We start from the raw sequence: 22340 nt of genomic DNA on the forward strand, positions 1-22340 counted from the left end.
GGCGCGCGAGGCTTCGCCATCGTCGCGCGCCCTTCGGCCTGACACAGTTCCCCAGCCTCCGAGCCCGGCCGGCAAACCCGGGCCCAGGTCCCACCTTGACCGACAAGGATCACCCCGCTGCTTGAAACCCAAGCGCAGCGCACTCAACCGAACAGCGGAACGTAACCATAGCCGGCACATCGCGTGGCCGGCGGACGGAGGACCCGCCGGCCCCTCGTCCAACCGGCGTGTGTCCGAGGGGCCGGCGGGTGCCGGACGGGCGGGGCGGGCGCGCTAGCGGAGGGCCTCCGGCAGCACGCCGGCCTCACCGCCCAGGTCACCGGGGAAGATGATCGAGGTGCGGGCCAGGTTCCCGCCGTCGGTGGCAGGCAGGCACACCCCGGACATGTAGGCGGACTCGTCGCTGACCAGGAACAGCGCCGCGTTCGCGTTGTCGCGCAGCGACGGGGGCCGGTCGAGCTTGAGCGGGATCGAGGTCGCCCCCGGGTCCCAGGGCTGCATCTCCTCGTAGCTCTTGCCGAGCACCTCCGCGTCCGGCGGCATCGCGAAGTTGATGCTCATGCCGTGGGCCGGGCAGAGCGCGTTCGCGCGGATGCCGTAGGCGCCGAGCGACAGCGACATGCCCTTGACCAGCCCGTTTACGCCATGCTTGGCGGCGGCGTAGCCGGGGAAGCCCGGGTAGGCGACGAAGCCGGCCATCGACGAGACCGCCAGGATCGTGCCGCGGCGCTGCCGCTTCATCGCCGGTACCGCCGCGCGCGCCGCGAGGAACACCCCGGTGAGGTTCGTGGCGAGCATCGAGGTGAAGCCCTCGACGGAGATGTCCTCGAAGGCCTTCGTACCGAAGCCCTCCTCAGGCACCCCGGCCGAGCACATCAGGATGTCCAGCTGCCCGTAGGTGTCGACCGCCAGCGCGACCGCGTCGACGCACTCCTGCGCCTCGCGGACGTCGGTCTTCCCGCCGACGGCGACGCCGCCGGCCGCCACGACCTCGGCGACGACGCGGTCGGCCCGCGCCGGCACGAGATCGGTGACGATGACGTTCGCGCCCTCGGCGGCGAACAGCAGCGCGGACTCCCGCCCGAGGCCCGACCCGGCGCCGGTGATGAGCGCCGTCTTCCCCGCGAGCCGGCCGCTCACGCCCCAGCCCCCATCGGGAAGGCCGGGCTGGCGATGGTCTTGGCCTGCAGGTACTCGCGGAACCCGTCCTCGCCGTGCTCGCGGCCGACGCCGCTGATGCCGTAGCCCCCGAACGGGGTGTCCGGCGACAGGTAGAACGACGGCCCGATGTTGACCGTGCCGGCGGCCATCCGGTTCGCCAGCCACCAGGCCCGCTCCGGGTCGGAGGTCTGGATGTAGGACGACAGGCCATAGCGGGAGTTGTTCGCGACGCGGACGGCCTCCTCGTCGTCGCCGTCGTAGCGGACGATCGTGAGCACGGGTCCGAAGACCTCGTACTGTGCGATCTCGGAGTCCTCGTGGGCGTCCGCGACGACGGTCGGCTCATACCAGAAGCCCCGGCCACCCGTTGGGGACGCGCCGCGCCGCCCGCCGACAGTCACCCGCGCGCCGGCGGCGACGGCCCGGTCGACCAGGCCCTCCATGCGGGCGAGCTGCGCGGCGTTGATGATCGGGCCGACGAGGTTGCCCGGGTCGGCGGGGTCGCCCCAGGGCAGCGCCGCGACGGCCGCGGTCACCGCGTCGACGACCTCGTCGTAGCGCGAGGCGTGGACCACCATCCGGGTGGCCAGCGCGCAGCCCTGGCCGCTGTTGGCCATGCACATCCCGACCGAGACCGGGATCGCCACGGCCAGGTCGGCGTCGTCGAGGACGATGTTCGCCGATTTCCCGCCGAGTTCCAGGCACACCTTGCGGATGCCCACCGCGGCCCGCTCGTAGATCCGCTGCCCCACCTGGGGCGAGCCGGTGAAGTGGTACATGTCCACCCGCGGGTCTCCGGTGAGCGCCTCGCCGGCCGCCGCCTTGTCGCGCGAGCTGACGACGTTGAGCACGCCGGGCGGGAGCTCGGTGTGCTCGTGTGCCACCCGGGCGATGAAGGCGCCGGCGAGCGGCGTGTCCGGCGCGGTCTTGAGCACGATCGTGTTGCCGGTCGCGAGCGCGTGCTGGATCTTCCAGATGTTTGTCATGAACGGCGCGTTCCACGGCGTGATCGCGCCGACGACGCCGTAGGGCTCGTAGCGGACCCGGCGGTTGCTCGGCAGCCCCACACCCTGGTGCACACCGACGTCGGCCTCCCAGGGGAACCGGTCGATGAGGTCGTTGAAGAACGTCATGTCCTCGGTCATGACGTCGATGTGGTTGCCGATGTTGGAGACCGGGGTGCCGGCCTCGGCGACCTGCAGCCGCCTGGCCGCCGCGGCCTCCTTGCGCAGCCCTTCCTGCAGTTGGCGTAACACCCGCTGGCGGAAGGTGTGGTCCGCGCCCCAGGACGTCTCATCCGCGGCGCGACGGGCCGCGGTGACGGCGGCGGCGACGTCCTCGGCCTGGGCGTCGGCGGCGGTGCCGGCCAGCGTCTCGTCCGCCGGGTTGAGCACGTCGAACCGCCCGCCGGCCCCGGCTTCGCGGAACTGCCCGCCGACGTAGAGCCGACCCTCGGGCTCTGTGTCCAGCGCCATCGTCTTCTCCTCGGTCACATGCCGACAGGCCGTGGGGCTCCGAGCTGGCCAGCATCCGCCCCACTATCACTCAATTAGTTCTATGATTTAGCTGACTGCGCGGCAGTATGCCCCCCGCCGCGCGACACCGTCAAGGCGCCGGCAACCAAAGACCGGGACCACCCGGGATCTTGCGGCACATCACTTTACGATCTTGCGGCCCGTAAGCTCCGCGCTGTGAAGTCGTGCCGCCAGAAGGGAGATCACCATGGCGAAGATCTGGGCGAACTCGGGCGACTCACACGCGCTGGAGCCGCTTGACCTGTGGGAGCGGGCGCTGCCGGCGCGGTTGGCTGAGCGGGCGCCTCGGGTGGAGCGCAAGGACAACCGCGAGACGGTCTACGTGGACGGCCAGATCATGCGCCGCGACCCGCTGTCCTTCGCCGAGGCGATCCGCCCGCCGGGCGCCGAGGACGTCACGATCCGGCTCGTCGATCTGGACGACCAGGGGATCTGGGGCGAGGTCGTGTTCCCCTCGCGCGGCTTCTGGATCCACAACATGACCGACCCGGAGCTGGCCCGGGCGAGCGCGGCGGCCTACAACGACTGGGCCGCGGGCACGCTCATCGCCGCCAGTCCCCGGCTGCTGCCCGCCGCGATCACGTCCGTGCTGGACACCGGCGACGCGGTGGCCGAACTGGCCCGCGCCCGGGAGCTTGGCTTCCAGGCGGTGTACATGCCGGCCACTCCCCCGCCGGACCGGCCCTACAACTCCGAGGTCTGGGAGCCGCTCTGGGCCCTGGCCGACGAGTCGCGCACGCCGCTGTGCTTCCACATCGGCACCGGCATGATGCCCCAGGTCATCTCCCGCGGGCCCGGCGGCAGCGTCATCAACTACGTCGAGACCTTCTTCCCCGGGCAGCGGGTGGTGGCGCACCTGGTCGCCTCGGGCGCGCTCGACCGCCACCCGGGCCTGCGCATCTTCGTCGCCGAGGCCGGCGCCGCCTGGATTCCCGCGCTCGCCGACCGGATGGAGGAGGGCTACCGCCAGCACGACATGTTCGTCCGGCCCAAGCTCGCCCGGTCACCCCGCGAGATCGTCTACTCGCAGGTCTACACCTCGTTCCAGCACGACCCGAGCGCGCTGCTCGCCGTGAGCGCCCTCGGCTACGACAAGGTCATGTGGGGCAGCGACTACCCGCACCTCGAGGGCACGTTCCCCAACACCCAGAAGGTGCTGCACGAGCTGTTCGACGACGTCGACCCGGCGGTGCGCGACCGGGTGCTCGGCGGCGCGTTCGCCGAGCTGTTCGACGTCCCGCCGATGCCGGCCCAAGCCGCCTGAGACCCCGGTCGAGCGTCCCCCGACAACGGGGGGCCGCGTCCGGACGCGGTGGGCCAGGCCGCCAGCCCCGCGGCCTGGCCCATCCGCGACTCCACGGAGGCCGGGCAGTCGCCCGCCGCTGGGCTCGCCCCGGGCCACCACGAAACTCCCAATAGGCATATTATCTAACTAATAAACTGTTTGATCCTCCCGCCGCGCGCGCCAACCGGCGCCCGGGCCGGATGCCTCGAAGGGAGCACACATGACGACGACGGCGCCGACCGACGCCCCGCCGCTGGTGGTCGGGCAGACCTACGAGCAGATGACCGTCGGCACCACGTTCCGCACGCCGGCGCGCACGATCACCGAGACCGACCTGGTGCTGTTCCGCCAGCTCGTCGGCGTCACGGAGCCGCTGTTCATGGACTCCGAGCACGCCGCGTCCGCCGGGTACACCGGCCGGTTGTGTCCCGGGATGATGGTGTTCTCCTACGCTGAGGGCCTGGTCATCGGAACAAACGTGCTGCACGGCACCGGCATGGCCTTCATGCGGACCGACCTGTCGATCAGCGCGCCGGTCTACGTCGGCGACACCTTGACCGTCGTGGTCGAGGTGACCGAGTCCCGCCCCGCCAGCCGCGGGAACCGGGGCGTCGTCACGACCCGCAACACCGTGCTCAACCAGCGCGGCGAGACCGTCATGACCTACACCCCGGTCCGCCTCATCAAGGGCGGCGACGTCGGCTGACTACCCGGGCCGGCGGCGCGACCGAGCGCCGCCGCCCCGCGCCCGTACCCGTACCCGTACCCGCACGCGAGTAGTCCGCCTTCGACAGACCCGGCCGTGGCCACAGGCGTCTACGACGCGCCGGCCGCCTCCCGGCGGCGCAGTAGGCCCTCCTGCGCGACGGTGGCGACCAACGCGCCGTCGCGGTCGAACACCCGGCCCTGTGTCATCGCCCTGCCGTGCCCCGTCCACGGGCTGACCTGCTCGAAGTAGAGCCAGTCGTCGGCCCGGCAGGGCTCGTGGAACCAGAGCGCGTGCCCCAGCGTCGTGCCGAAGAACGCGCCCACGCCGGCGAGCGCCTCCCCATGGGGCAGCAGGGCCGAACTCAGCAGGAACAGGTCGGAGGCGTAGGCCAGCGCGGCGGCGTGCAGCAGCTGGTCGTCGCCTAGCGGCCCGCGGCAACGCAGCCATACCGCCAGGCACGGCGGCTGCGGGCCGCGGCGCACTGACAGCGGCGGCGGCTCCGACAGGAAACGGACGTCGACCGGGTGGCTGCCCAGGAACGCGTGCGCCCAGCGCGCCGGGTCCTGGCCGGCGCCGTCGAACCAGCTCTCTGACGGGGCGAGCGCGTCCGGCGCCGGCACGTCGGGCGCGGGCAGCTGGTGGGCTAGCGCGCTCTCCCCGGCGTGGAACGAGGCCTCCATCCGCAACAGCACGGCCCCGTTCTGGGTCGCCCGCGCCGCGCGGGAGCTGAAGCTGCGCCCATCCTTGACCCGGTCCACCTCGTACTCGAGCGGCGACAAGGCCTGTCCTGGGCGTAGGAAGCCCGCGTACAGGCTGTTGACGGCCAGGCCCGGTTCGACGGTGCGGCCGGCGGCCACCAGCGCCTGCGCGAGGAGCAGGCCGCCGAAGACCCGGGTGCCCGACTGCGGCGGGCCTTCCGGGCCGGCGAACAGGTCGCCACCCGCGGGCCGCACGTCCAGCAGCGGGCCCAGGCGGCCAGAATGCTGGGCGGTCAGGGCGCACCTCTTCCACCGAGATAGCTGATCGATTCTTCGTGCCCCGGGCGCGGGCGGAGCCGGTGCGCGGGTCAGGCCACCGGCCGCGGGAACGGGGCCGGTGCGGCGTCGAGAACCGCGGCCGCGTCGAAATCCGCCGGCAGCGGCGGGAAGTCCGGCGGGCGCCGCTCGCGGAAGCTCGCGACCCCCTCGGCGAGCTCCGGGCGGGCGTTCATGTGGGCCATCGCCGCGAACGAGCGCCGCAGGCCCTCGTTGAAGTCGACGTCCAGGTCGGCGTACACCTGGCGGCGGATCACCGCGAGCGCGGTCGGCGCGCAGTTGACGGCAAGGTCCCGGGCGTAGACGCGCGCGTCGGCGAGCGCCTCGCCAGGCTCGGACAGCCGGCTGACCAGGCCGATCCGGTGGGCCTCCTCGGCGTCGAACGTGCGGGCCGACAGCAGCAGGTCCAGCGCGCGCTCGACGCCCACGAGGCGCGGCAGCACCCACGCCAGGTTGTACTCGGCGGACAGGCCGCGGCGGGCGAACGCGGTCGAGAACCGGGCGCCGCGGGCGGCGAACCGGACGTCGCACTGCAGGGCCTGGACGAGGCCGATCCCGGCACAGGCACCGTTGATCGCGCCGATCAGCGGCTTCGGGAACAGCCGGGGCGTGTACTGCGGCCGCCTGTCGGCCAGCCGCAGGCCGCCAGTGGCGACCGCGCCGAGCCTGCTCATCGCCAGCCCGGGGCAGAACGTACGCCCGGCCCCGGTGAGCACGACGACGCGCACGGCGGGGTCGACCGCGGCGGCGTCGAGGACGGCGAAGTAGGCGTTCTCCATGTCCGGCGACCAGCCGTTGCGGTTCTCGGGGTCGTCCAGGGTCACGACCGCCACCCCGGCGTCGTCGACCTCGTACCCCACGAGGCCCCGCGGCTCTCCCGCCTCAGCCGGCGCCTCCGCGGCCACCGCGGAGCCGGCCACGGGCACGGGCGGGGCGGAGCCGTCCGCGCTCATCGGCCCAGCCCAGCAAGCTCGACCGCCGGGTGGTCGGCGGGCAGTCCCTCGAAACGGGGCGCCCGGCGCTCCCGGAAGGAGGCGACGCCCTCGGCGTAGTCGACCCGGTCGCGGGCCTGCGTCAGCAGTTCGTTCGAACGCAGCCGCGCCTCCTCGAGCGTCGCGGTCATGTCGAGCGACAGCTGGTTCTTGACCTGGGCCAGCGCCCAGGGCGCACAGTTGCGCGCCACGTCGCCTGCCCACGCGAGCGCGGCGGACAGCAGGTCGTCGGGCTCGACGCAGCGGTTGGCCAGGCCGAGGCGCGCCGCTTCCTCACCCCGCACCACCCGGCAGGACAGCAGCAGGTCCGCGGCGTGGCCGGCGCCGACGAGGCGGGGCAGCAGCCAGCTGACCGCGTCCTCGGAGCTCAGCGCGAGCCGGGTGAACGACGGCGTCCACTTCGCCCGCGCGGTGGTGAACCGCAGGTCCGCCATCAGCGCCTGCACGAACCCGATGCCGGCGCAGGCGCCGTCGACGGCCGCGACGACGGGCTTGGGCACGGTGCGGGCGTGGGTCTGCGGCCGGCGGGCCGGCCGCTGGTAGGTCGGGTCGGTCGACGCGCGGCGCAGGATGTCCATGTCCATGCCCGGACAGAACGTGCCGCCAGCGCCGGTGACCACGATGACCCGGACGGCCGGGTCCGCCGCGGCCTCGTCGAGCAGCGCGTAGTAGCGGGCCTCCATGTCGTATCCCCAGGCGTTGCGCCGGCCTGGGCGGTTCAACGTCAGGACGGCCACCCCGTCCGCCTGGACGTCGTAGAGGACGGTGTCCTCGGGCGCCACGGTCAGTTGGTCGAGCGTGCTCATGCCCTTCCGTTCCCGCCGGCCGGCGCGCCGATGGCGCCCGGCCGGCCCCCTGGGGCGCGGGCGCCGGCCGGGCGCGAAGCGGGCCGGAGCCGCGCCGATGGCGGACGTGCCCGTCCTCGGTGCGTGCGTTCAGCGGGACAGGATCGACACCGCTGACGCCCCCGGGGCGCCGTAGAGGTGGGTGTAGCCGACGCGCGGCGTGCCGCCGATCTGACGGTCGCCGGCGCGGCCCTGCAACTGCAGGACGATCTCGTACACCTGGCGCAGGCCGGAGGCGCCAATCGGCTCCCCGTTGGCGATCAGGCCGCCGTCGGTGTTGACCGGCAGCCGGCCCGTCAGCTCGGTGGCGCCCTCGGCGACCCATTTCTCCTGCTCGCCGTCCGCGCAGAAGCCGTTCTCGGCCATGTGGATGACCTCGGAGCCGGCGTCGGTGTCCTGCAGCTGCGCGACGTCGACGTCTCCCGGACCGATGCCCGCCGCCTCGTAGGCGGCGCGGGACGCGTCGACCGTCGGGCTCGGCGCCGCGTCCAGCGGCAGGGACGGGCTCTGCACCTCGAAGGCGCCCGCGCGGCGGCTGCGCAACTCCGCGGCCCGTACGTACACCGGCGCGGAGGTGTACCGGTGGGCGAGGTCCGCCCGGCACAGCACGAGCGCGGCCGCCCCCTCGTCCGGGCCGCAGTACATGTACCGGGTGAGCGGGTAGTTCACGATCTCGGAGTCGAGGATCTGCTCGGCCGTCATCGGGGTGCGCCGCCAGGCGTGCGGGGTGCGGGTGCCGTTGGCGAAGTTCTTCGCCGCGACCCGGGCCAGCGTCTCCCGCGTCACGCCGTACTGGTGCATGTAGCGGTTGATCTTCGTGCCGAAGAAGTGCGTCGTGAGGAACATCCCGGTCTGGCCGTACCAGGCCGGCAGGCCCATGGCCTCGGGGTCGCCGGCGAACGCGCCGCGGGGGTGCTTGTCCATCCCGATCGCCATCGCGACGTCGGCCTCGCCGTAGCGGATGGCCCGCGTCGCCATCTGCAGCGACGTCCCGCCGGTGGCGCAGCCGTTGAACACGCCGCGCACGGGGATGCCGGTCAGGCCCAGCAGGCCGACGACGGCGTCCGGGTTGGACACCTCGTAGCTGCCGACGAACGCGGTCTGGACGTCGGCCCAGTCGGCGCCCGCGTCGGCCAGCGCCGCGCGGGCCGCCTCCGCACCCATCTCCATGCACGGCTTCGCGCCGTACCGGCCGAACGGGAACAGCCCTACCCCGACGATCGCGACGTCCGCCGTGCTCATGCGTCACCATCCTGTTCCTGCTCGTCCGCGCCGCCGACCGGCATGAACGCGAAGGTCAGCACCTCGGTCCCGTCGGGGCGAGTCGTGTAGGGCACGACCGTCAGCTCCATCTCCTGGCCGATCGCGAGCTTCGCCGGGTCGGCCTCGGTGAGGCGGCCCTGGACGAGCAGCTCGCCTGGCAACTCGACATAGCCCAGCGCATACGGCGCGAACGTCTCCGCCGTGTCCTGACCGTCGTAGGGCGGGGACGGTGGTCGGAACTGCTGCGTGGTGAAGCTCCAGAGCGTGCCGCGGCGGCCGAGCAGGTGTTCCTGCTCGCCGGGTCGGGCGGGGAAGGAGATCACCCCGTCCCGCTCCGAGCCGATCAGCCGGGGTTCGTCGGACGGCCAGGTGAACAAGCCCCCGGCCACCGGTACCTGCGCAACCATAGGTTGGATAATAGCAAGAAGTTAACTAATTAGCAGCACTCAGGCGCTGGGCTCGGAGCCGACGACGCTGACGAACGAGACGCACTCACCCGGCCGGCCGCCGAGGTTGTGTGTGAGCGCCAGCGTCCGGCCAGCGTCCACCGAGGCGATCCGCCGCTCCGGCGGCGCCTCATGACGCAGCTGCAGCCAGCACTCGAACATCATCCGCAGGCCGCTGGCGCCGATCGGGTGGCCGAAGGCCTTCAGCCCGCCGTCCGGGTTGACCGGCAGGTCCCCGCCGAGCTCGTAGGTCCCGGCGAGGACCTCCTTCCAGCCGAAGCCGCGGTCGGCGAAGCCGAGGTCCTCCATCAGGACCAGCTCGGTGGGCGTGAAGCAGTCATGGACCTCGGCCAGCGCCAGTTCGCGGCGCGGGTCCGTCACCCCGGCCTGCCGGTAGGCGTCCCGCGCGCTCGCGACGACCTCGGGGAAGGTCGTGTAGTCGTAGGCCGGGTCGGACGTGCCGGTCGCCGGGCCCGCGACGAACGACAGGCCCTTCACGTAGATCGGCTTGTCGGTGTACCGGTGCGCGTCCTCGGCGCGGACCACGATCGCGGCGGCGCTGCCGTCGGAGACGCCGCTGCAGTCGAACACGCCCAGCGCCCCGGCGACCAGCGGCGCGGCGCACACCGTCTCGCGGCTGACCTCCTTGCGGAACTGCGCCCGCGGGTTGCGGGCGCCGTTGTGGTGGTTCTTCGACGCGATCCTGGCCAGCACATCCTTCAGCTCGGCGTCGTCGACGCCGTAGCGCCTGGCGTAGGCCGGCGCGAGCAGGCTGAACGCGGCCGGCGCCGTCAGGTCACTGCCCGTGCCGTCCCCGGGCACCGGGGTGGGCACGAGGCCGGAGAAACCCGAGTCCTTGAGCTTCTCGACGCCGATCGCCATCGCCATGTCATAGGCGCCGGACGCTACGGCGTAGCAGGCGTTGCGCAGCGCCTCCGAACCGGTCGCGCAGAAGTTCTCCAGGCGGGTGACCGGCTTGTTGTCCAGCCGCAGCGCCCGGGAGAGCGTCAGCCCGCTGGTGCCGGAGCCCATCGTGCCCAGCCAGTAGGCGTCGATGTCCTCGCGGGTCACCCCGGCGGACGTCATGGCGGCCGTGGACGACTCGATCAGCAGGTCGGAGACGCCCTTGTCCCAGTGCTCGCCGAAGGCCGTACAGCCCATCCCGACGATCGCGACGCGGTCGCGGATACCCGTTGACGCCATTGCTCAACGCTCCTTGGTGAAACGAACCGGCCGGGCCTTCCAGAAATAGTTGTGAATCCCGTTCCCGGCGGTGACCACGCGCCGGAAGGTCATCTCGACCCGCTGGCCGATGGCGACGTCGCCCGCGCTGTCGGTCAGCTCGCAGTCGGTGCGCCCACCGCCGTCGAAGTCGACGACCACGCCGACCAGCGGCGGGCTCGGGGTGTAGGCGAGGCGGTCGACGGTGAAGGTGGCGATCTTTGCGGGGGTGTCCGCCAGCGCGACCGGTGTCGCCTCGTCCACCGCCGCGCACTTCTTGCACACCCTGCCCGGGGGCAGCTGGACGTCGCCGCACGCGGTGCACTTCGACGCGACGAACCCGAACTTCCACGCGGCGCTCCGTAGCGACGGCGGCGCCGCCGGGGCGGCCGGGTCGGGGCGGCGCGGCGGCTCCCGGTCCAGGAAGCCCTTCCAGGTCAGGAACGAGGCGTACGGCAGCGTGTCGTTGCCGGCGGCCACCTGGTCGGCGACGCCGACGGCCGGCCGGCCCGCGGGCAGGGCGTCGGTCGCCCGCCAGACGGTCGCGGTCGCGCCGTCGGCGAGCACGACCAGGGCGATCGTCTGGCCGGGCTCGGCCCGGTCGAGCGCATCGGCGAGCAGCAGCCCGGCCTGCGCGGTCCCGGGGTTGCCGAGCGCATCGGTGAGGTCGGGCGCGAGCGCGTCGCGGCGGGCGCCGCAGCGGGCGGCGAACGCGCGGACCGCTCGGGCATGGGTGCCGGCGACGATCACGCGGTCGAGCTGGTCGGGCGTGAGGTCGGCGTCCTTGAGCGCGGCGGCGAACGCCTCGTGCGCGAGCGGCAGGTAGGCCTGCTCGCCGAAGCGCTCCTCCCACACGCGGGACGCGGACGCGCCGGGAACCCGCCACCGGTCGAGGAACTCCGCGGTGGCGCTGGCCTGGGCGAGCAGCTCGGCCAGCACCGGGGCGCCCGGCGTGTCCCGCCCGAGGAGCAGGGCCGACGCCGCGTCGCCGCCAGCCGTCTCGTCCTGCCCGCCGGGCAGGCCTGTGCGGGTGTCCGCCAGCACGACCAGCCCTGCCGCGCCGCCCGCCGCGGCGCCGGCGGCGGCGAGCAGGGCGCCGATGCCGCTGCGCACGGCGCCGCCGAAGTCCACCGCGAGCACGTCACGGCCGAGGCGGAGCGCCGCATGGACGACGGTGGCGTTGGACTTGTCGGCATAGGCGGGGTCAGTGGTGCTGAAGTACAGCGTCCCCGGCTCGTCGGCCTGCCCGCGCAGCGCGACACGCGCCGCCTCGACGCCGAGCGTGGTCGTGTCCTCGTCGTAGCTGGCCACCGCCCGGGTGCCCTTGCCGCCCCCGGTCCCCAGCGCCGCGGCGACCGCCGCGCGCGTCAGACGCCAGTACGGCACGTACGCGCCGTAGCCCGTAATTCCGACGGAGCTCGCCATGCGGCCTCCCACAAACGATCAGAACTGTCAGGTGGTCAGCTGGGCGGGGACGGCCAGCGCCGTCCCGGGCCCGGGGTCAGTACGAGCGCAGGCCCATGCTGCGGGCGATCGCGTTGCGCTGGATCTGGCTGGTGCCGCCGGAGATCGTCGCCACGATCGACTCCCGCCAGCGGAAGCTCATGACGCTCTCCGTCGAGAAACCGTGGCCAGCCAGGATCTGCATCCCCCAGCGGGCCGCCGACACATAGGTCTCGGAGCCCTTCAGCTTCGCCATCGCGCCCTCGCGGGTGCACGGCTCGCCGGCCGCGAGCAGGCACGCCGCGCGGTAGGACAGCAGCCGCGCCGCGTCGATCTCGGTCTGCAGGTCGGCCAGCGCGTGCGCGAGCGACTGGAACTCCCCGATCGGGCGGCCGAACGCCTGCCGCTCGCGCGCGTAGGCCAGCGCCTCGTCGAGCGTCGCCTGCGCGGTGCCGACATAGGCGGCGCTCATGAGGATCTTCTCGACGTCCAGGCCGGAGAGCATGACCCGCCAGCCGCCGTGGAGGGGGCCGACGAGGTTCTCCTTGGGGACTCGCACGTCGGTGAGGAACAGCTCGTTCGTGCCCAGGATGTGGCGGGCCAGCGTCGGCGTCCGGCGGATCTCCACACCGGGCGAGGCCGGGTCGACGAGCAGGAGGGACAGCCCGCGGTGGCGCGGTGCGTCCGGGTCGGTCCGCACGTACATCGCGATCACCGCGCCCGGCACGCCGGCGCCGGTGCACCAGGCCTTCTGCCCGTTGACGACGAAGTGGTCGCCGGCGTCCACCGCGGACGTGCGCAGCGCCGCCACGTCGGAGCCGACGTCGGGCTCGCTCATCGCCACGGCGAAGCGGGTTCGGCCGGCCATCATGTCGGCCAGGTAGCGCTCGTGCTGGGCAGCGCTGCCCCAGCGCAGCAGCGTCAGCCCCGGGATGAAGGTGCCCGCGTAGCACATCGCGATGTCGAGGCTGGCACGGCCGAGCTCCTCGGCCAGCAGACACAGCTCGACGATCCCGCCGTCGTCCCCGCCGAGCGCGGCGGGGAACGGCAGCGAGAGCCAGCCCAGCTCGGCCATCGCGGTGAACAGCTCGGCGGGGTACGTCCCCGCCTCGTCCCACGCCTTCGCCCGCTCAGGCGGGCACACCTTGGCCACGAACTCGCGTGCCGTCTCGCGCAGCAGGCGCTGCTCGTCAGTCAGTCCGAAGTCCATGTCCCCATCCCGGGTCACCATCCAGGGCTCGCGGTCCGTCGCCTCGCGGGCGTCGCGCAGGGGCGCGGCCCCGACATCCACGACTGGAGCTCGCACCCATCGAGATATTCGTTAGATAATTACACGATTTCAGATGTACAGCAAGGCGTGACCAGGCCGGACCCGAGGCCGCGAGCGCCGTCAACAGCCGGTGAAGACCGCCTTACCCGGGCCGCGCTGGAGAAACGAGGCCATGCCCTCGGCGCGGTCCTCCGTCGCGAACAGGCCGATGAAGTGGGCGCGTTCGATGGCCAGGCCGGTGTCCAGCGGAACCTCGAGGCCCTCGTCGACCGCGAGCTTGAGTGCCCGCAGGGCCAGCGCCGGGCCGGTTGCGAACGCCGCCGCCCTGGCGAGCGCCGCCTGGTAGACCTCCCCCACCGGGAGCACCGCGTCGACGAGACCGGTCGCGAGCGCCTCGTCGGCTCGCACCTGCCGGCCGGTGTACAGCAGGTCCTTGGCCACCGCCGGGCCGACGAGCCGGGCCAGCCGCTGGGTGCCGCCGCCGCACGGGATCGTGCCGAGGAGGACCTCGGGCAGTCCGAGCCGGACGTCCTGCGCCGCCATCCGGAAGTCGCAGGCGAGCGCGATCTCCAGGCCGCCGCCGAGCGCGAAGCCGGTCAGGGCGGCGATGGTCGGCTTGCCGATGCCGGCGACCGCGCCGAGCGTGGCCTGCAACTCCCCGACGTCCGCGACCATGCCAGCGAGGTCGGCCGCCGCGAGCTCCCGCACGTCGGCCCCGGCGGCGAAGCTCCTCTCCCCGCCGTACACGACCACCGCTCGAACGTCGCCGCGCCGGCCGGCCTCGGCCGCCGCCGCCGCGAGGCGCGTGCGCATCTCGGCATCCAGCGCGTTGACGGGCGGCCGGTCCAGCCGGATCGTGCCGACACCGCCGGCGACGTGCAGGCGGACGGAGGGCTGCGTCATCTCGGCTCCCATCAGGCGGCCGGGCCCTCGAGGCGCAGCGCGCGGCCGACGATCTCCTTCATGACCTCGTTACTGCCGGCATAGATGCGCTGGACCCGGCTGTCGCGCCACAGCCGCGCGATCTCGTACTCGTTCATGTAGCCGTAGCCGCCGAACAGCTGCAGGCAGCGGTCGACGACCTGGTTCTGGGTATCGGTCGTCCACTGCTTGAGCCCGGCGGCGTCCTCGGGCGAGAGGTCGCCGGCGAGGTGCTCCACCACGGCCTTGTCGACGTAGGCCTGGGCGACCTCGCACAGCGTCTTGACCTCGGCCAGCTCGAACCGGGTGTTCTGGAAGCCGCCCAGGGTCTGACCGAAGGCCTGGCGGGAGCGGACGTAGTCGACGGTCAGCCCGAGGGCGCGCCACATCACGCCGGTGGCGGCAACGCCCGCGCCGAGGCGCTCCTGCGGCAGGTTGCGCATCAGGTAGCCGAAGCCCCTGCCCTCCTCGCCGAGCAGGTTCGTCACCGGCACCCGCACGTCGCGGAAGAACAGCTCCGCGGTGTCCTGCGAGCGCTGGCCGACCTTGTCGAGGTGCCGGCCGCGCTCGAAGCCGGGCATGCCGTCCTCGACGACGAGCAGGCTCACGCCCTTGTGCCGCTGCGCCGGGTCGGTCTTGACCGCGACGACGGCCTTGTCGAGCAGCAGCCCGTTGGTGATGAACGCCTTCGTGCCGTTGACGACGTAGACGTCACCGTCGCGCAGCGCGGTGGCGCGGATCGAGGCGACGTCGCTGCCCGCGCCCGGCTCGCTGATGGCCAGGCCCCAGATGGTGTCGCCGGTGACCGAGCCTGGCAGCCAGCGGGCCTTCTGATCCTGGTTGGTCAGGTCGATCAGGTAGGGCGGCATGACGTCGTTCTGCAGGCCGAACCCGAGGCCGGCGCTGCCGGTCGCGTAGATCTCCTCGGCAAGCACCTGGGAGTAGCGGTAGTCCCGCACACCCTGGCCGCCGAACTCCTCGGGCGCCTCCCAGAGCAGCATCCCGGCGGCGCCGGCCCGCCGCCAGACGTCGCGGTCGACCTGGCCTGCCCGTTCCCACTCCTCGACCCGAGGTGCGCACTCCTTGACGAAGAACGACCGGCACAGGTCGCGGAACGCCTCGTGCTCCACCTCGAAGTGCCTGCGCTGCACGGTGTCCGCCTCCTGGGGATACACGGGGCCCCGACGGGGGCGGGTGGCGCGGGACACCATGAGCACCCCGGCGTCGGCCCTTCTGGCCACACCCCGCGAGGTTCGATAAGATGCACTTGTAGTAATTAACTATCTCATTGCGGCTTCACTGGCACCAGTCCACCAGTCGGGCCGGAGTCGTACGGGCGTGAGCCCGGTCACCACCGCCCCACCTGTGACACGCGACCTGGAAGGACGGCCCGATGTCCGACCTGTACACGGACTTCCCCAGTCTTCGGCTTGAGCGGCCCGAGCCCGGCGTCCTCGAGCTCGTCTTCGACGGCCCCGGCCTGAACTCGGTGAGCCCCCGGATGCACCGCGACCTAGCCGAGGTCTGGCGGGTGATCGACCGGGATCCCGACACACAGGTGGTCGTGGTCCGCGGCGAGGGCCGCGGGTTCTCCGCCGGCGGCAGCTTCGACCTGCTCGCCGAGATGACCGGCGACTACTCCACCCGCACCCGGGTCATGCGCGAGGCCCGCGACCTCGTCTACAACGTCATCAACTGCTCGAAACCGATCGTGTCGGCCATCCACGGCCCGGCCGTCGGCGCGGGCCTGGTCGTCGGCGTCCTCGCCGACGTCTCGATCGCGGCCAAGACCGCCCGGATACTCGACGGCCACACCCGCCTGGGCGTGGCGGCGGGTGACCACGCGGTCATCAGCTGGCCGATCCTCGCCGGGATGGCCAAGGCGAAGTACTACCTGCTCACCAACGACACCCTCACCGGCGCCGAGGCCGAGCGGATCGGGCTCGTGTCGCTGGCCGTCGACGAGGCCGACCTGCGCGAGACCGCGCTCGGCGTCGCGCGCAAGCTGATGGCCGTCTCCCCCAGCGCGGTCCGCTGGACGAAGTACGCGCTGAACAACTGGTACCGCGCGATGGGCCCGAGCTTCGACGCGTCGTTGGCGCTGGAGTTCTACGGCTTCGGTGGGCCCGATCCGGTCGAGGGCATGGCGGCGATCCAGGAGAAGCGCCCCGCGCGGTTCACCGGCGCGACCGGCGACGACGACACCCCGCCGGCCAGCTGAGCCGGCCATGACGACCACGTCCGAAGGGCGCCCCGGCCCGTCCGGCGCCGGCCAGGGTGGCGCCGGGCCAGGTCGCCAGGTCCGCGTGCCCAAGGCCGGGGAGCTGGTCGCGAGCCAGGTACGCGGGAGGATCGTGCGAGGCGAGCTCGCCGAGGGCACCATGCTCCCGTCGGAGTCGGTCCTGATGACGCAGTTCGGCGTCTCCCGGCCGACGCTGCGCGAAGGATTTCGCATGCTCGAGGCCGAGGGCCTCATCACCGTGCTGCGCGGGTCCCGTGGTGGCGCCCGGGTCCAGGTGCCCAGCCCCGCGGCGCTCGCCCGTCAGGCGGGCGCCGTGCTGCAGCACCGCCGAGCCCGGCTGAAGGACGTCTTCGAGATCCGCACGCTGCTGGAGGGCCAGGCCGCGGCCCGGCTCGCGGCGGCCCGTACCGCGGCGAAGGTGGCCCGGATCGAGGAGCTGCTCGCCGCGGAGGCACACGCGCACGACGCCGGCCGCCACAACGACTTCCTCACCGCCGACCAGGACCTACACCTGGGCCTGGTGGAGCTCGCGGACAGCCCCACCCTCAGCCTGCTGGTGCGGATGCTCTACGCCGTCGTCGAGACGGCCAATGTCTCGTCGACGTCCGTCGCGCCGCCGGACACCCATGCCGCCCTGCGCGAGCGCACCCACCGGAGCCACCGGAGGCTGGTCACGCTGTTGCGGGACGGGACGGCCGGCGAGGTCGAGGCCTACTGGACCCGCCACCTGGAGTCGGTGAGCACGTTCCTGCTCACGGGCATCCCGGCCGAGACCGCCGTCGACCTGATGAGCTGAGCGACCGCACCCCCTAGCAAGACCGCCAAGCAAGCACGATGATTTAGCGCTATCGGAGGCGGTCGCCGGCCGGGTGGGCAGCCAGCTGGCACCCGGCCCGGACACGGCGGCCGCATTCCGACGCAGACGACGCGGGAGGACCCAGGATGAGGTTCATCGTCGCCGACGAGCAGCCGCCACGGCTCTTACTGGAGGCGGCCGCCGCCTACTCGACCCACTGCTGCGCGGGAGTGCTCGACCTGCGGCGCGACCGGGCCGGCTACTGGCAGGCGACGCTCATCCACGAGCTCGACTGCCTGGACCCCGATGTGGCGCCGCGGACCGGGGAGCCCGCACGCGACGGCGAGCCGGTGGCCGCCCACCGGGCCGACCGGGCCGCGCGCCCCCCGTCGCGGCGGCCCGCCGCCCGGCCCGCCCGGATCGGACGCCGTCGCGGCCGCGCCACCGGGCCGGGCTGACAGTCAGGACGGGGGCCACATCACCCACCCAAATTAGATAAATAATCTATCTTTATCTCATGGACCTGCGCTATCCGCCCGACGTCGAGGCCTTCCGCGCCGAGGTGCGCGCCATCCTCGCCGAGGAACTCCCGGCGGACTTCGCCGGCCTCGGCGCGATCGAGGACCGGACCGCCGCGGAGGATTTCGTCGAGAGCTGGCGGGCGACGCTGTACCGACGCGGGCTGCTCGGGGTCACCTGGCCCGTCGAGTACGGCGGCCGAGGCCTTTCCCGACTGCACCAGGTCGCCCTCGTCGAGGAGCTGGCCCGCGCCGGCGTCCCCTATGGGGCGCCGTACGACACCTATGCGATCAAGATGCTGGGCTCGACCCTGCTGCGCTTCGGCACACCCGCGCAGAAGGAGCGGTTCCTGCCCCGGATCCTGTCCGGCGAGGAGCACTGGTGCCAGGGCTACTCCGAGCCCGAGGCCGGCTCCGACCTCGCCGCGCTGCGCACCCGGGCCCATCTCGAGGGCGACGAGTGGGTCGTCACCGGGCAGAAGATCTGGACGTCGCACGCCTTCCACGCCGGCTGGATCTTCATGCTCGCCCGCACCGACCCCGATGCCGCGCGCAACCGCGGGATCAGCTTCCTGCTCGTCCCGATCCACCAGCCCGGCATCGAGATCCGGCGCATCCGCCAGATGACCGGCGAGAGCGAGTTCTGCGAGGTCTTCGTCACCGAGGCGCGCACGGCCGCCGAGAACGTCGTCGGCGCGCCCGGTGAAGGCTGGAAGGTGGCGACCGCGCTGCTGGGCCACGAGCGCGGCGAGGAGGCCGCCACCAACCCGATCCTGTTCCGCTCCGAGCTCGACCGGCTGATCCGGCTGGCCCAGCAGGACGGCAAGGCCGGCGACCCGGTGGTCCGCCAGCGGCTCGCCGACGCCGTCGCCCGGGTCGAGGTCATGCGCCACCTGGGCTACCGGATCCTCACCGGCCTGGCCCGGGGCGGCGAGCTGGCCGCGACGGCGTCGGTCGCCAAGCTGTACTGGAGCGAGTACCACCAGCGGGTGACGGACCTGGCCGAGGACATCCTCGGCCTCCGGGGGCAGGTGCTCCAGGGCCGCCCGCCGCTGCGGGCCTACCGGGCCGACGACCCGGGCGTGCCGTCCAGCTCGACCGCCTCGTGGGCGGGTGCCTGGATGGCGGCGCGCTCCGGCACCATCTACGCCGGCGCCTCCGAGATCCAGCGCAACATCATCGCCGAGACGATCCTAGGCCTGCCCCGCGAGCCCCGCCCGACCTGAGCGGAAAGACGAGGTGGGGCGACCCTGGGGACCGCAAGAGCGGGCACGCCACCGCGGGTGAGTCCAACCAGGAGTTCGGTTCCCGTAACGGGGCGGACACCGGATCGTCGCGGCAGTCACCGCCAGGGCGGACGAACGGAGGCGAACGCTTATCGCCATCTTCCCCAGTTGGCGGTTGTTGGGCGCCACTTTCCGTGCCGACGAGCGAGGCGGTTGCGTCACCGTCTGATCATCAAGCCGCCGACGCTCGGTGCGCCCGACTCCTCACAATGCAAGGGCGCCTTCCGCGGCACCCACAGGAACCCCTTAAGTGCGGCCTGGTCGTCCACCGGCAGCCGGTCCGGATAGAGGAACCGGCGCCCCCACGCGGGGGCCAGCGGCGCCAGATGTCTGCACAACTCCTCGCCAAGCACCTCGTCGCGCTCGGCACCAACCTAACCACGGCGACATGCCCGTTCTGGGGTAACACACCGCAGCTGACCGGTCTCTGTGGACGAGGTCAAAGTTACGTTCCGATGTCGCCGAAGTATCCCGGATGGGGTCCGCTCAGCGGACCACGGGCATTGCTGCGACGGTGAGGGCGCGGCTATACCTCTGTGAACTCCGGCAAACAGCCAGGTTGACCGGCGGCACCCTAGCGGACGGGGTAATGGTGAGTGACCTCAACAACGTGGTGAGAGCGGACGACGCGGCGCGGTCCGGCGGGCTTCGCATCGTGTTCCGGGACCTCGGCATCGGCTTTGGCGGCTATCAGGCGGTCAGCGGCATCAACCTCGAGATCGAAGACAGCGAATTTGTCTGCCTGCTAGGCCCCAGCGGCTGCGGAAAGTCGACTTTGCTCATGGCGCTCGCCGGGTTTGTCGCACCCAACCGCGGCTCTATCCGACTGGGCGACAGCGAGGTGACCGGCCCCAACCCGGAGTGCGGCGTGGTGTTCCAGGGCACTGAGGCGCTGTTCGACTGGCTGACGGTCCGGCGGAACGTGGCGTTCGGCCCGCGGATGCGCGGCGTGCCGCGTGCCCGGCAACGGGAGATCGTCGACGAGTTTCTCGGACTGGTGGGCCTACGGCACACCGCCGACCACTTCCCGAACCAGCTGTCGGGTGGCATGCGGCAACGGGTCCAGCTCGCGCGGGTACTGGCCAACCAGCCCCGGGTGGTGTTGATGGATGAGCCGTTTGGGGCCCTGGACGCGCAGACCCGGGAGGTCATGCAGGGGGAACTGGACCGGATCTGGCAGACCCACCGCAGCACCGTCGTGTTCGTCACCCACGACATCGACGAGGCGATCCTGCTGGCCGACCGGGTGGTCGTGATGTCGGCCGGCCCGGAAGCCCGGATCAAGAGCAGCTACCGAGTGGAGCTGCCCCGTCCCCGCCAGGAGGACAGTGCCGCCTTCACGGACCTGCGCCGCCGCCTGCGCCAGGACATCGGCGACGAGGTGCGCGCCTCGCTGCGGGTGCAGGGCGCGGATATTGAAGGAGCGGCGGCATGACCGACATGGCACGCAGCACGGTCAGCCTGGCGCCATCGAGAACCCGTCCGCGCGGCGGTGGCCACGTCATATTGCGGGCGGCGGCGCCCACCGTCCTGACCGTGTTGCTCGGGCTGGGTGTCTGGGAACTGGTCGCCTGGTGGTACGGCCCGGCCCTGGCCGCCACCCCGGCGCAGACCCTGCGGGCGGGCGTGGATCTTGCACGGGACGGAACCCTCGGCGACGCCGTACTCGCCTCGGTCCGCCGCATCCTGCTGGGCTGGGGGCTCGGGGTGGTCGTTGGCGCCCCGATCGGCATCCTGATGGCGCGGGTCGCGACGATCCGGCGGCTGCTCGACCCTTACATCGAGTTCTTTCGCTTCGTCCCGCCGATCGCCTTCGTCACGCTGACCATCGTGTGGTTCGGCATCGGCGAGACGTCGAAGATCGTGCTGATCTTCTATACGTCGGTCTTCATCGTCACCATCAACACGATCGCCGGCGTGCTGGCGATCGACGAGTCAAAACTTCGGGCCGCCGTGAGCCTCGGGGCCAACCGCTGGCAGGTGTTGCACGCCGTCGTGTTGCCCGCGACAGTGCCGCACATTGTCACCGGCGCGCGGCTGGCCATGGGCAACAGCTTCCTGACCATCGTGTCCGCTGAAATCGTGGCCGCGGACAACGGCATCGGCGCTCTGATCTGGCAGTCCCGCAACTACGGCCGGGTGGACTGGATCTTCCTTGGCATTATCGTCCTCGGCGTGCTCGGATTTACCTGCGACCGTTTGATCCGCATCGTGGCCGGCCGCCTGTTGCGGCGTTACGGCGTGAAGGTGTGACCTCGCCGCCACACGCCGGCGGCCTACCTGTTGTCCCCACTGCGGCGTCGCGGTGAGCCATCCCCACTGAAGGGCAGTTTGTCATGTTTCGCGAGAATTTCGAGCCGCGGAGCCGCCCGCCGCGGGCGGCCCGGTCCGGTCGACTCTACCTGACGGCGGTTATCGGATTGGCGGCCACGCTCGTGCTGGCGCTGAGCGGTTGTGGTCGCCCAGCCTCCGGATCCAGCGACGCGCAGCCCCTGGTCCGGATCGCGGTCGGGGTGGACGCCGCCTTTGCGCCCTTCTACGTCGCCAAGCAGGAGGGCCTGTTCACCAAGGCCGGCCTCAATGTCGAGCTCACCCAGACCGAGGGTGGGCCGGCGCCCACCCAGACCGTGATCGCCGGCGCCGCCCAGCTCGCCGGCAACTCCGACGCCACGATCCTTCCGCTGATGGCCAAGGCGCCCGACCTCCGGGCGGTGGCGGTGTTCCAGGAGTCGTCGAAGTACCTCAAAGTAGTGCTCGGCAAGGGGATCACCGACCCGCATCAGATCAAGAAGATGGCGGTCGCGCCCGGGCTGTTGACCCTGTCCACCGTGCGTTACCTGGAGAGCAAGGGGATCGACCGTGCCTCGGTTCAGTTCGTCAAGGCCGGGCCGCCGGACTTCCCGACGCTGCTCAGCAAGGGCGAGGTGGACGGCTACGTGGCCTTCGATCCCTGGGTGACCCGAGGAGTCGAGGCCGGTGGCCATGTCACCGAGACGATTGGCGACTTCGGCGTGAAGTACGTCCAGTGGATCGTGGCCGATCGGACGTGGCTGGACGCGCACACGGACCTCGCCACAAAGATCATCAAGGTGATCGGGGAGGCGAGCGAGATTGTCACCACGCAGCCACAGCGCGCCGCTGACGCCACCGAGAAGGAAGTGAAGATCCCAGCCGACCAGACAGTCAAGGTGCTGCCAGAGATTACCTTCGCGGTCCGCGACTTCACCAAGGAGGACCTGGTGAGCTCCCGCGAGATCGTGACCTTCTTCCAGCAGGAGAAGCTGATGGACTCGTCGCCTGACATCGACCGGGCAATCCTCAAGGGCTGGTTCACCAAGAATTCGACCTGATCTGATCTGGGCGGTACCGGCCC

General features: G+C 72.0%; 21 protein-coding genes. 9 read left to right on the forward strand and 12 right to left on the reverse strand.

The features are described 5' to 3' along the window. Nucleotides 1-273 precede the first annotated feature (273 nt). Complete coding sequence (locus tag QOZ89_RS20430) at nucleotides 274-1140, reverse strand: SDR family NAD(P)-dependent oxidoreductase (protein ID WP_071053210.1); 867 nt, start codon at nucleotides 1138-1140, stop codon at nucleotides 274-276. Next, nucleotides 1137-2636 carry an aldehyde dehydrogenase family protein gene (locus tag QOZ89_RS20435; RefSeq protein WP_312624586.1) on the reverse strand — a complete coding sequence of 500 codons (1500 nt, stop codon included), beginning with the start codon at nucleotides 2634-2636 and terminating at the stop codon, nucleotides 1137-1139. The genes QOZ89_RS20430 and QOZ89_RS20435 overlap by 4 nt, the downstream gene beginning before the upstream one ends. A gap of 247 nt (nucleotides 2637-2883) precedes the next feature. On the opposite strand from QOZ89_RS20435, the gene QOZ89_RS20440 reads away from it, so the two are divergent. Both QOZ89_RS20440 and QOZ89_RS20445 read left to right on the forward strand, forming a co-directional pair. Continuing rightward, nucleotides 2884-3960: an amidohydrolase family protein gene (locus tag QOZ89_RS20440; protein WP_071053212.1), complete on the forward strand. Its 1077-nt coding sequence runs from the start codon at nucleotides 2884-2886 to the stop codon at nucleotides 3958-3960. Between the two features lie 241 nt (nucleotides 3961-4201). Next, complete coding sequence (locus QOZ89_RS20445) at nucleotides 4202-4687, forward strand: MaoC family dehydratase (RefSeq protein WP_071053213.1); 486 nt, start codon at nucleotides 4202-4204, stop codon at nucleotides 4685-4687. A gap of 110 nt (nucleotides 4688-4797) precedes the next feature. Here the strand turns inward: QOZ89_RS20445 and QOZ89_RS20450 are convergent, their stop codons facing one another. From QOZ89_RS20450 to QOZ89_RS20495, 10 genes are all read right to left on the reverse strand, one after another. After that, complete coding sequence (locus QOZ89_RS20450; protein ID WP_157910613.1) at nucleotides 4798-5643, reverse strand: acyl-CoA thioesterase; 846 nt, start codon at nucleotides 5641-5643, stop codon at nucleotides 4798-4800. A 113-nt stretch (nucleotides 5644-5756) separates the two neighbouring features. After that, nucleotides 5757-6677, reverse strand: a complete 921-nt coding sequence (locus QOZ89_RS20455; RefSeq protein ID WP_083419808.1) for an enoyl-CoA hydratase-related protein — start codon at nucleotides 6675-6677, stop codon at nucleotides 5757-5759. After that, nucleotides 6674-7522, reverse strand: coding sequence for an enoyl-CoA hydratase-related protein (locus tag QOZ89_RS20460; RefSeq protein WP_071053214.1), 849 nt, complete (start codon nucleotides 7520-7522; stop codon nucleotides 6674-6676). Before QOZ89_RS20460 ends, QOZ89_RS20455 begins: the two co-directional genes overlap by 4 nt. A gap of 129 nt (nucleotides 7523-7651) precedes the next feature. Next, entirely contained in the window at nucleotides 7652-8803 is a 1152-nt protein-coding gene (locus QOZ89_RS20465) for a thiolase family protein (RefSeq protein ID WP_071053215.1), read from the reverse strand. After that, nucleotides 8800-9213 (reverse strand): Zn-ribbon domain-containing OB-fold protein, encoded by a 414-nt coding sequence (locus QOZ89_RS20470; RefSeq protein ID WP_241842313.1) that lies wholly within the window; start codon nucleotides 9211-9213, stop codon nucleotides 8800-8802. Before QOZ89_RS20470 ends, QOZ89_RS20465 begins: the two co-directional genes overlap by 4 nt. Before the next feature lie 57 nt (nucleotides 9214-9270). Continuing rightward, nucleotides 9271-10473: an acetyl-CoA acetyltransferase gene (locus tag QOZ89_RS20475; RefSeq protein ID WP_071053217.1), complete on the reverse strand. Its 1203-nt coding sequence runs from the start codon at nucleotides 10471-10473 to the stop codon at nucleotides 9271-9273. A gap of 3 nt (nucleotides 10474-10476) precedes the next feature. Further along, nucleotides 10477-11916 carry an OB-fold domain-containing protein gene (locus QOZ89_RS20480; protein WP_312624597.1) on the reverse strand — a complete coding sequence of 480 codons (1440 nt, stop codon included), beginning with the start codon at nucleotides 11914-11916 and terminating at the stop codon, nucleotides 10477-10479. Nucleotides 11917-11992: 76 nt separating this feature from the next. Beyond that, nucleotides 11993-13225 (reverse strand): acyl-CoA dehydrogenase family protein, encoded by a 1233-nt coding sequence (locus QOZ89_RS20485; protein WP_241842314.1) that lies wholly within the window; start codon nucleotides 13223-13225, stop codon nucleotides 11993-11995. 99 nt (nucleotides 13226-13324) lie between these two features. Continuing rightward, nucleotides 13325-14107: an enoyl-CoA hydratase/isomerase family protein gene (locus QOZ89_RS20490; protein WP_071053266.1), complete on the reverse strand. Its 783-nt coding sequence runs from the start codon at nucleotides 14105-14107 to the stop codon at nucleotides 13325-13327. Nucleotides 14108-14118: 11 nt separating this feature from the next. Further along, nucleotides 14119-15276 carry an acyl-CoA dehydrogenase family protein gene (locus QOZ89_RS20495; RefSeq protein WP_071053267.1) on the reverse strand — a complete coding sequence of 386 codons (1158 nt, stop codon included), beginning with the start codon at nucleotides 15274-15276 and terminating at the stop codon, nucleotides 14119-14121. 242 nt (nucleotides 15277-15518) lie between these two features. Here QOZ89_RS20495 and QOZ89_RS20500 point away from each other — a divergent pair, with 242 nt between their 5' ends. From QOZ89_RS20500 to QOZ89_RS20530, 7 genes are all read left to right on the forward strand, one after another. Further along, nucleotides 15519-16346, forward strand: a complete 828-nt coding sequence (locus QOZ89_RS20500) for an enoyl-CoA hydratase/isomerase family protein (protein WP_071053219.1) — start codon at nucleotides 15519-15521, stop codon at nucleotides 16344-16346. A 7-nt stretch (nucleotides 16347-16353) separates the two neighbouring features. Further along, nucleotides 16354-17163, forward strand: a complete 810-nt coding sequence (locus QOZ89_RS20505; RefSeq protein ID WP_083419810.1) for a FadR/GntR family transcriptional regulator — start codon at nucleotides 16354-16356, stop codon at nucleotides 17161-17163. A 146-nt stretch (nucleotides 17164-17309) separates the two neighbouring features. Beyond that, on the forward strand, nucleotides 17310-17621 hold the full coding sequence (locus QOZ89_RS20510; protein ID WP_071053220.1) for a hypothetical protein: 312 nt from the start codon (nucleotides 17310-17312) through the stop codon (nucleotides 17619-17621). 59 nt (nucleotides 17622-17680) lie between these two features. After that, the gene (locus QOZ89_RS20515) at nucleotides 17681-18907 is read left to right on the forward strand and encodes an acyl-CoA dehydrogenase family protein (RefSeq protein WP_071053221.1); all 1227 of its coding nucleotides are present in this window, start codon (nucleotides 17681-17683) and stop codon (nucleotides 18905-18907) included. A 649-nt stretch (nucleotides 18908-19556) separates the two neighbouring features. Next, complete coding sequence (locus QOZ89_RS20520) at nucleotides 19557-20402, forward strand: ABC transporter ATP-binding protein (protein WP_071053223.1); 846 nt, start codon at nucleotides 19557-19559, stop codon at nucleotides 20400-20402. 101 nt (nucleotides 20403-20503) lie between these two features. Then, nucleotides 20504-21220, forward strand: a complete 717-nt coding sequence (locus tag QOZ89_RS20525) for an ABC transporter permease subunit (protein WP_312624605.1) — start codon at nucleotides 20504-20506, stop codon at nucleotides 21218-21220. Between the two features lie 167 nt (nucleotides 21221-21387). Continuing rightward, nucleotides 21388-22317 carry an ABC transporter substrate-binding protein gene (locus QOZ89_RS20530; RefSeq protein ID WP_312624607.1) on the forward strand — a complete coding sequence of 310 codons (930 nt, stop codon included), beginning with the start codon at nucleotides 21388-21390 and terminating at the stop codon, nucleotides 22315-22317. Nucleotides 22318-22340 lie beyond the last annotated feature (23 nt).

The sequence above is a fragment of the Pseudofrankia coriaricola genome (assembly GCF_032027725.1).
GTDB lineage: Bacteria > Actinomycetota > Actinomycetes > Frankiales > Frankiaceae > Pseudofrankia.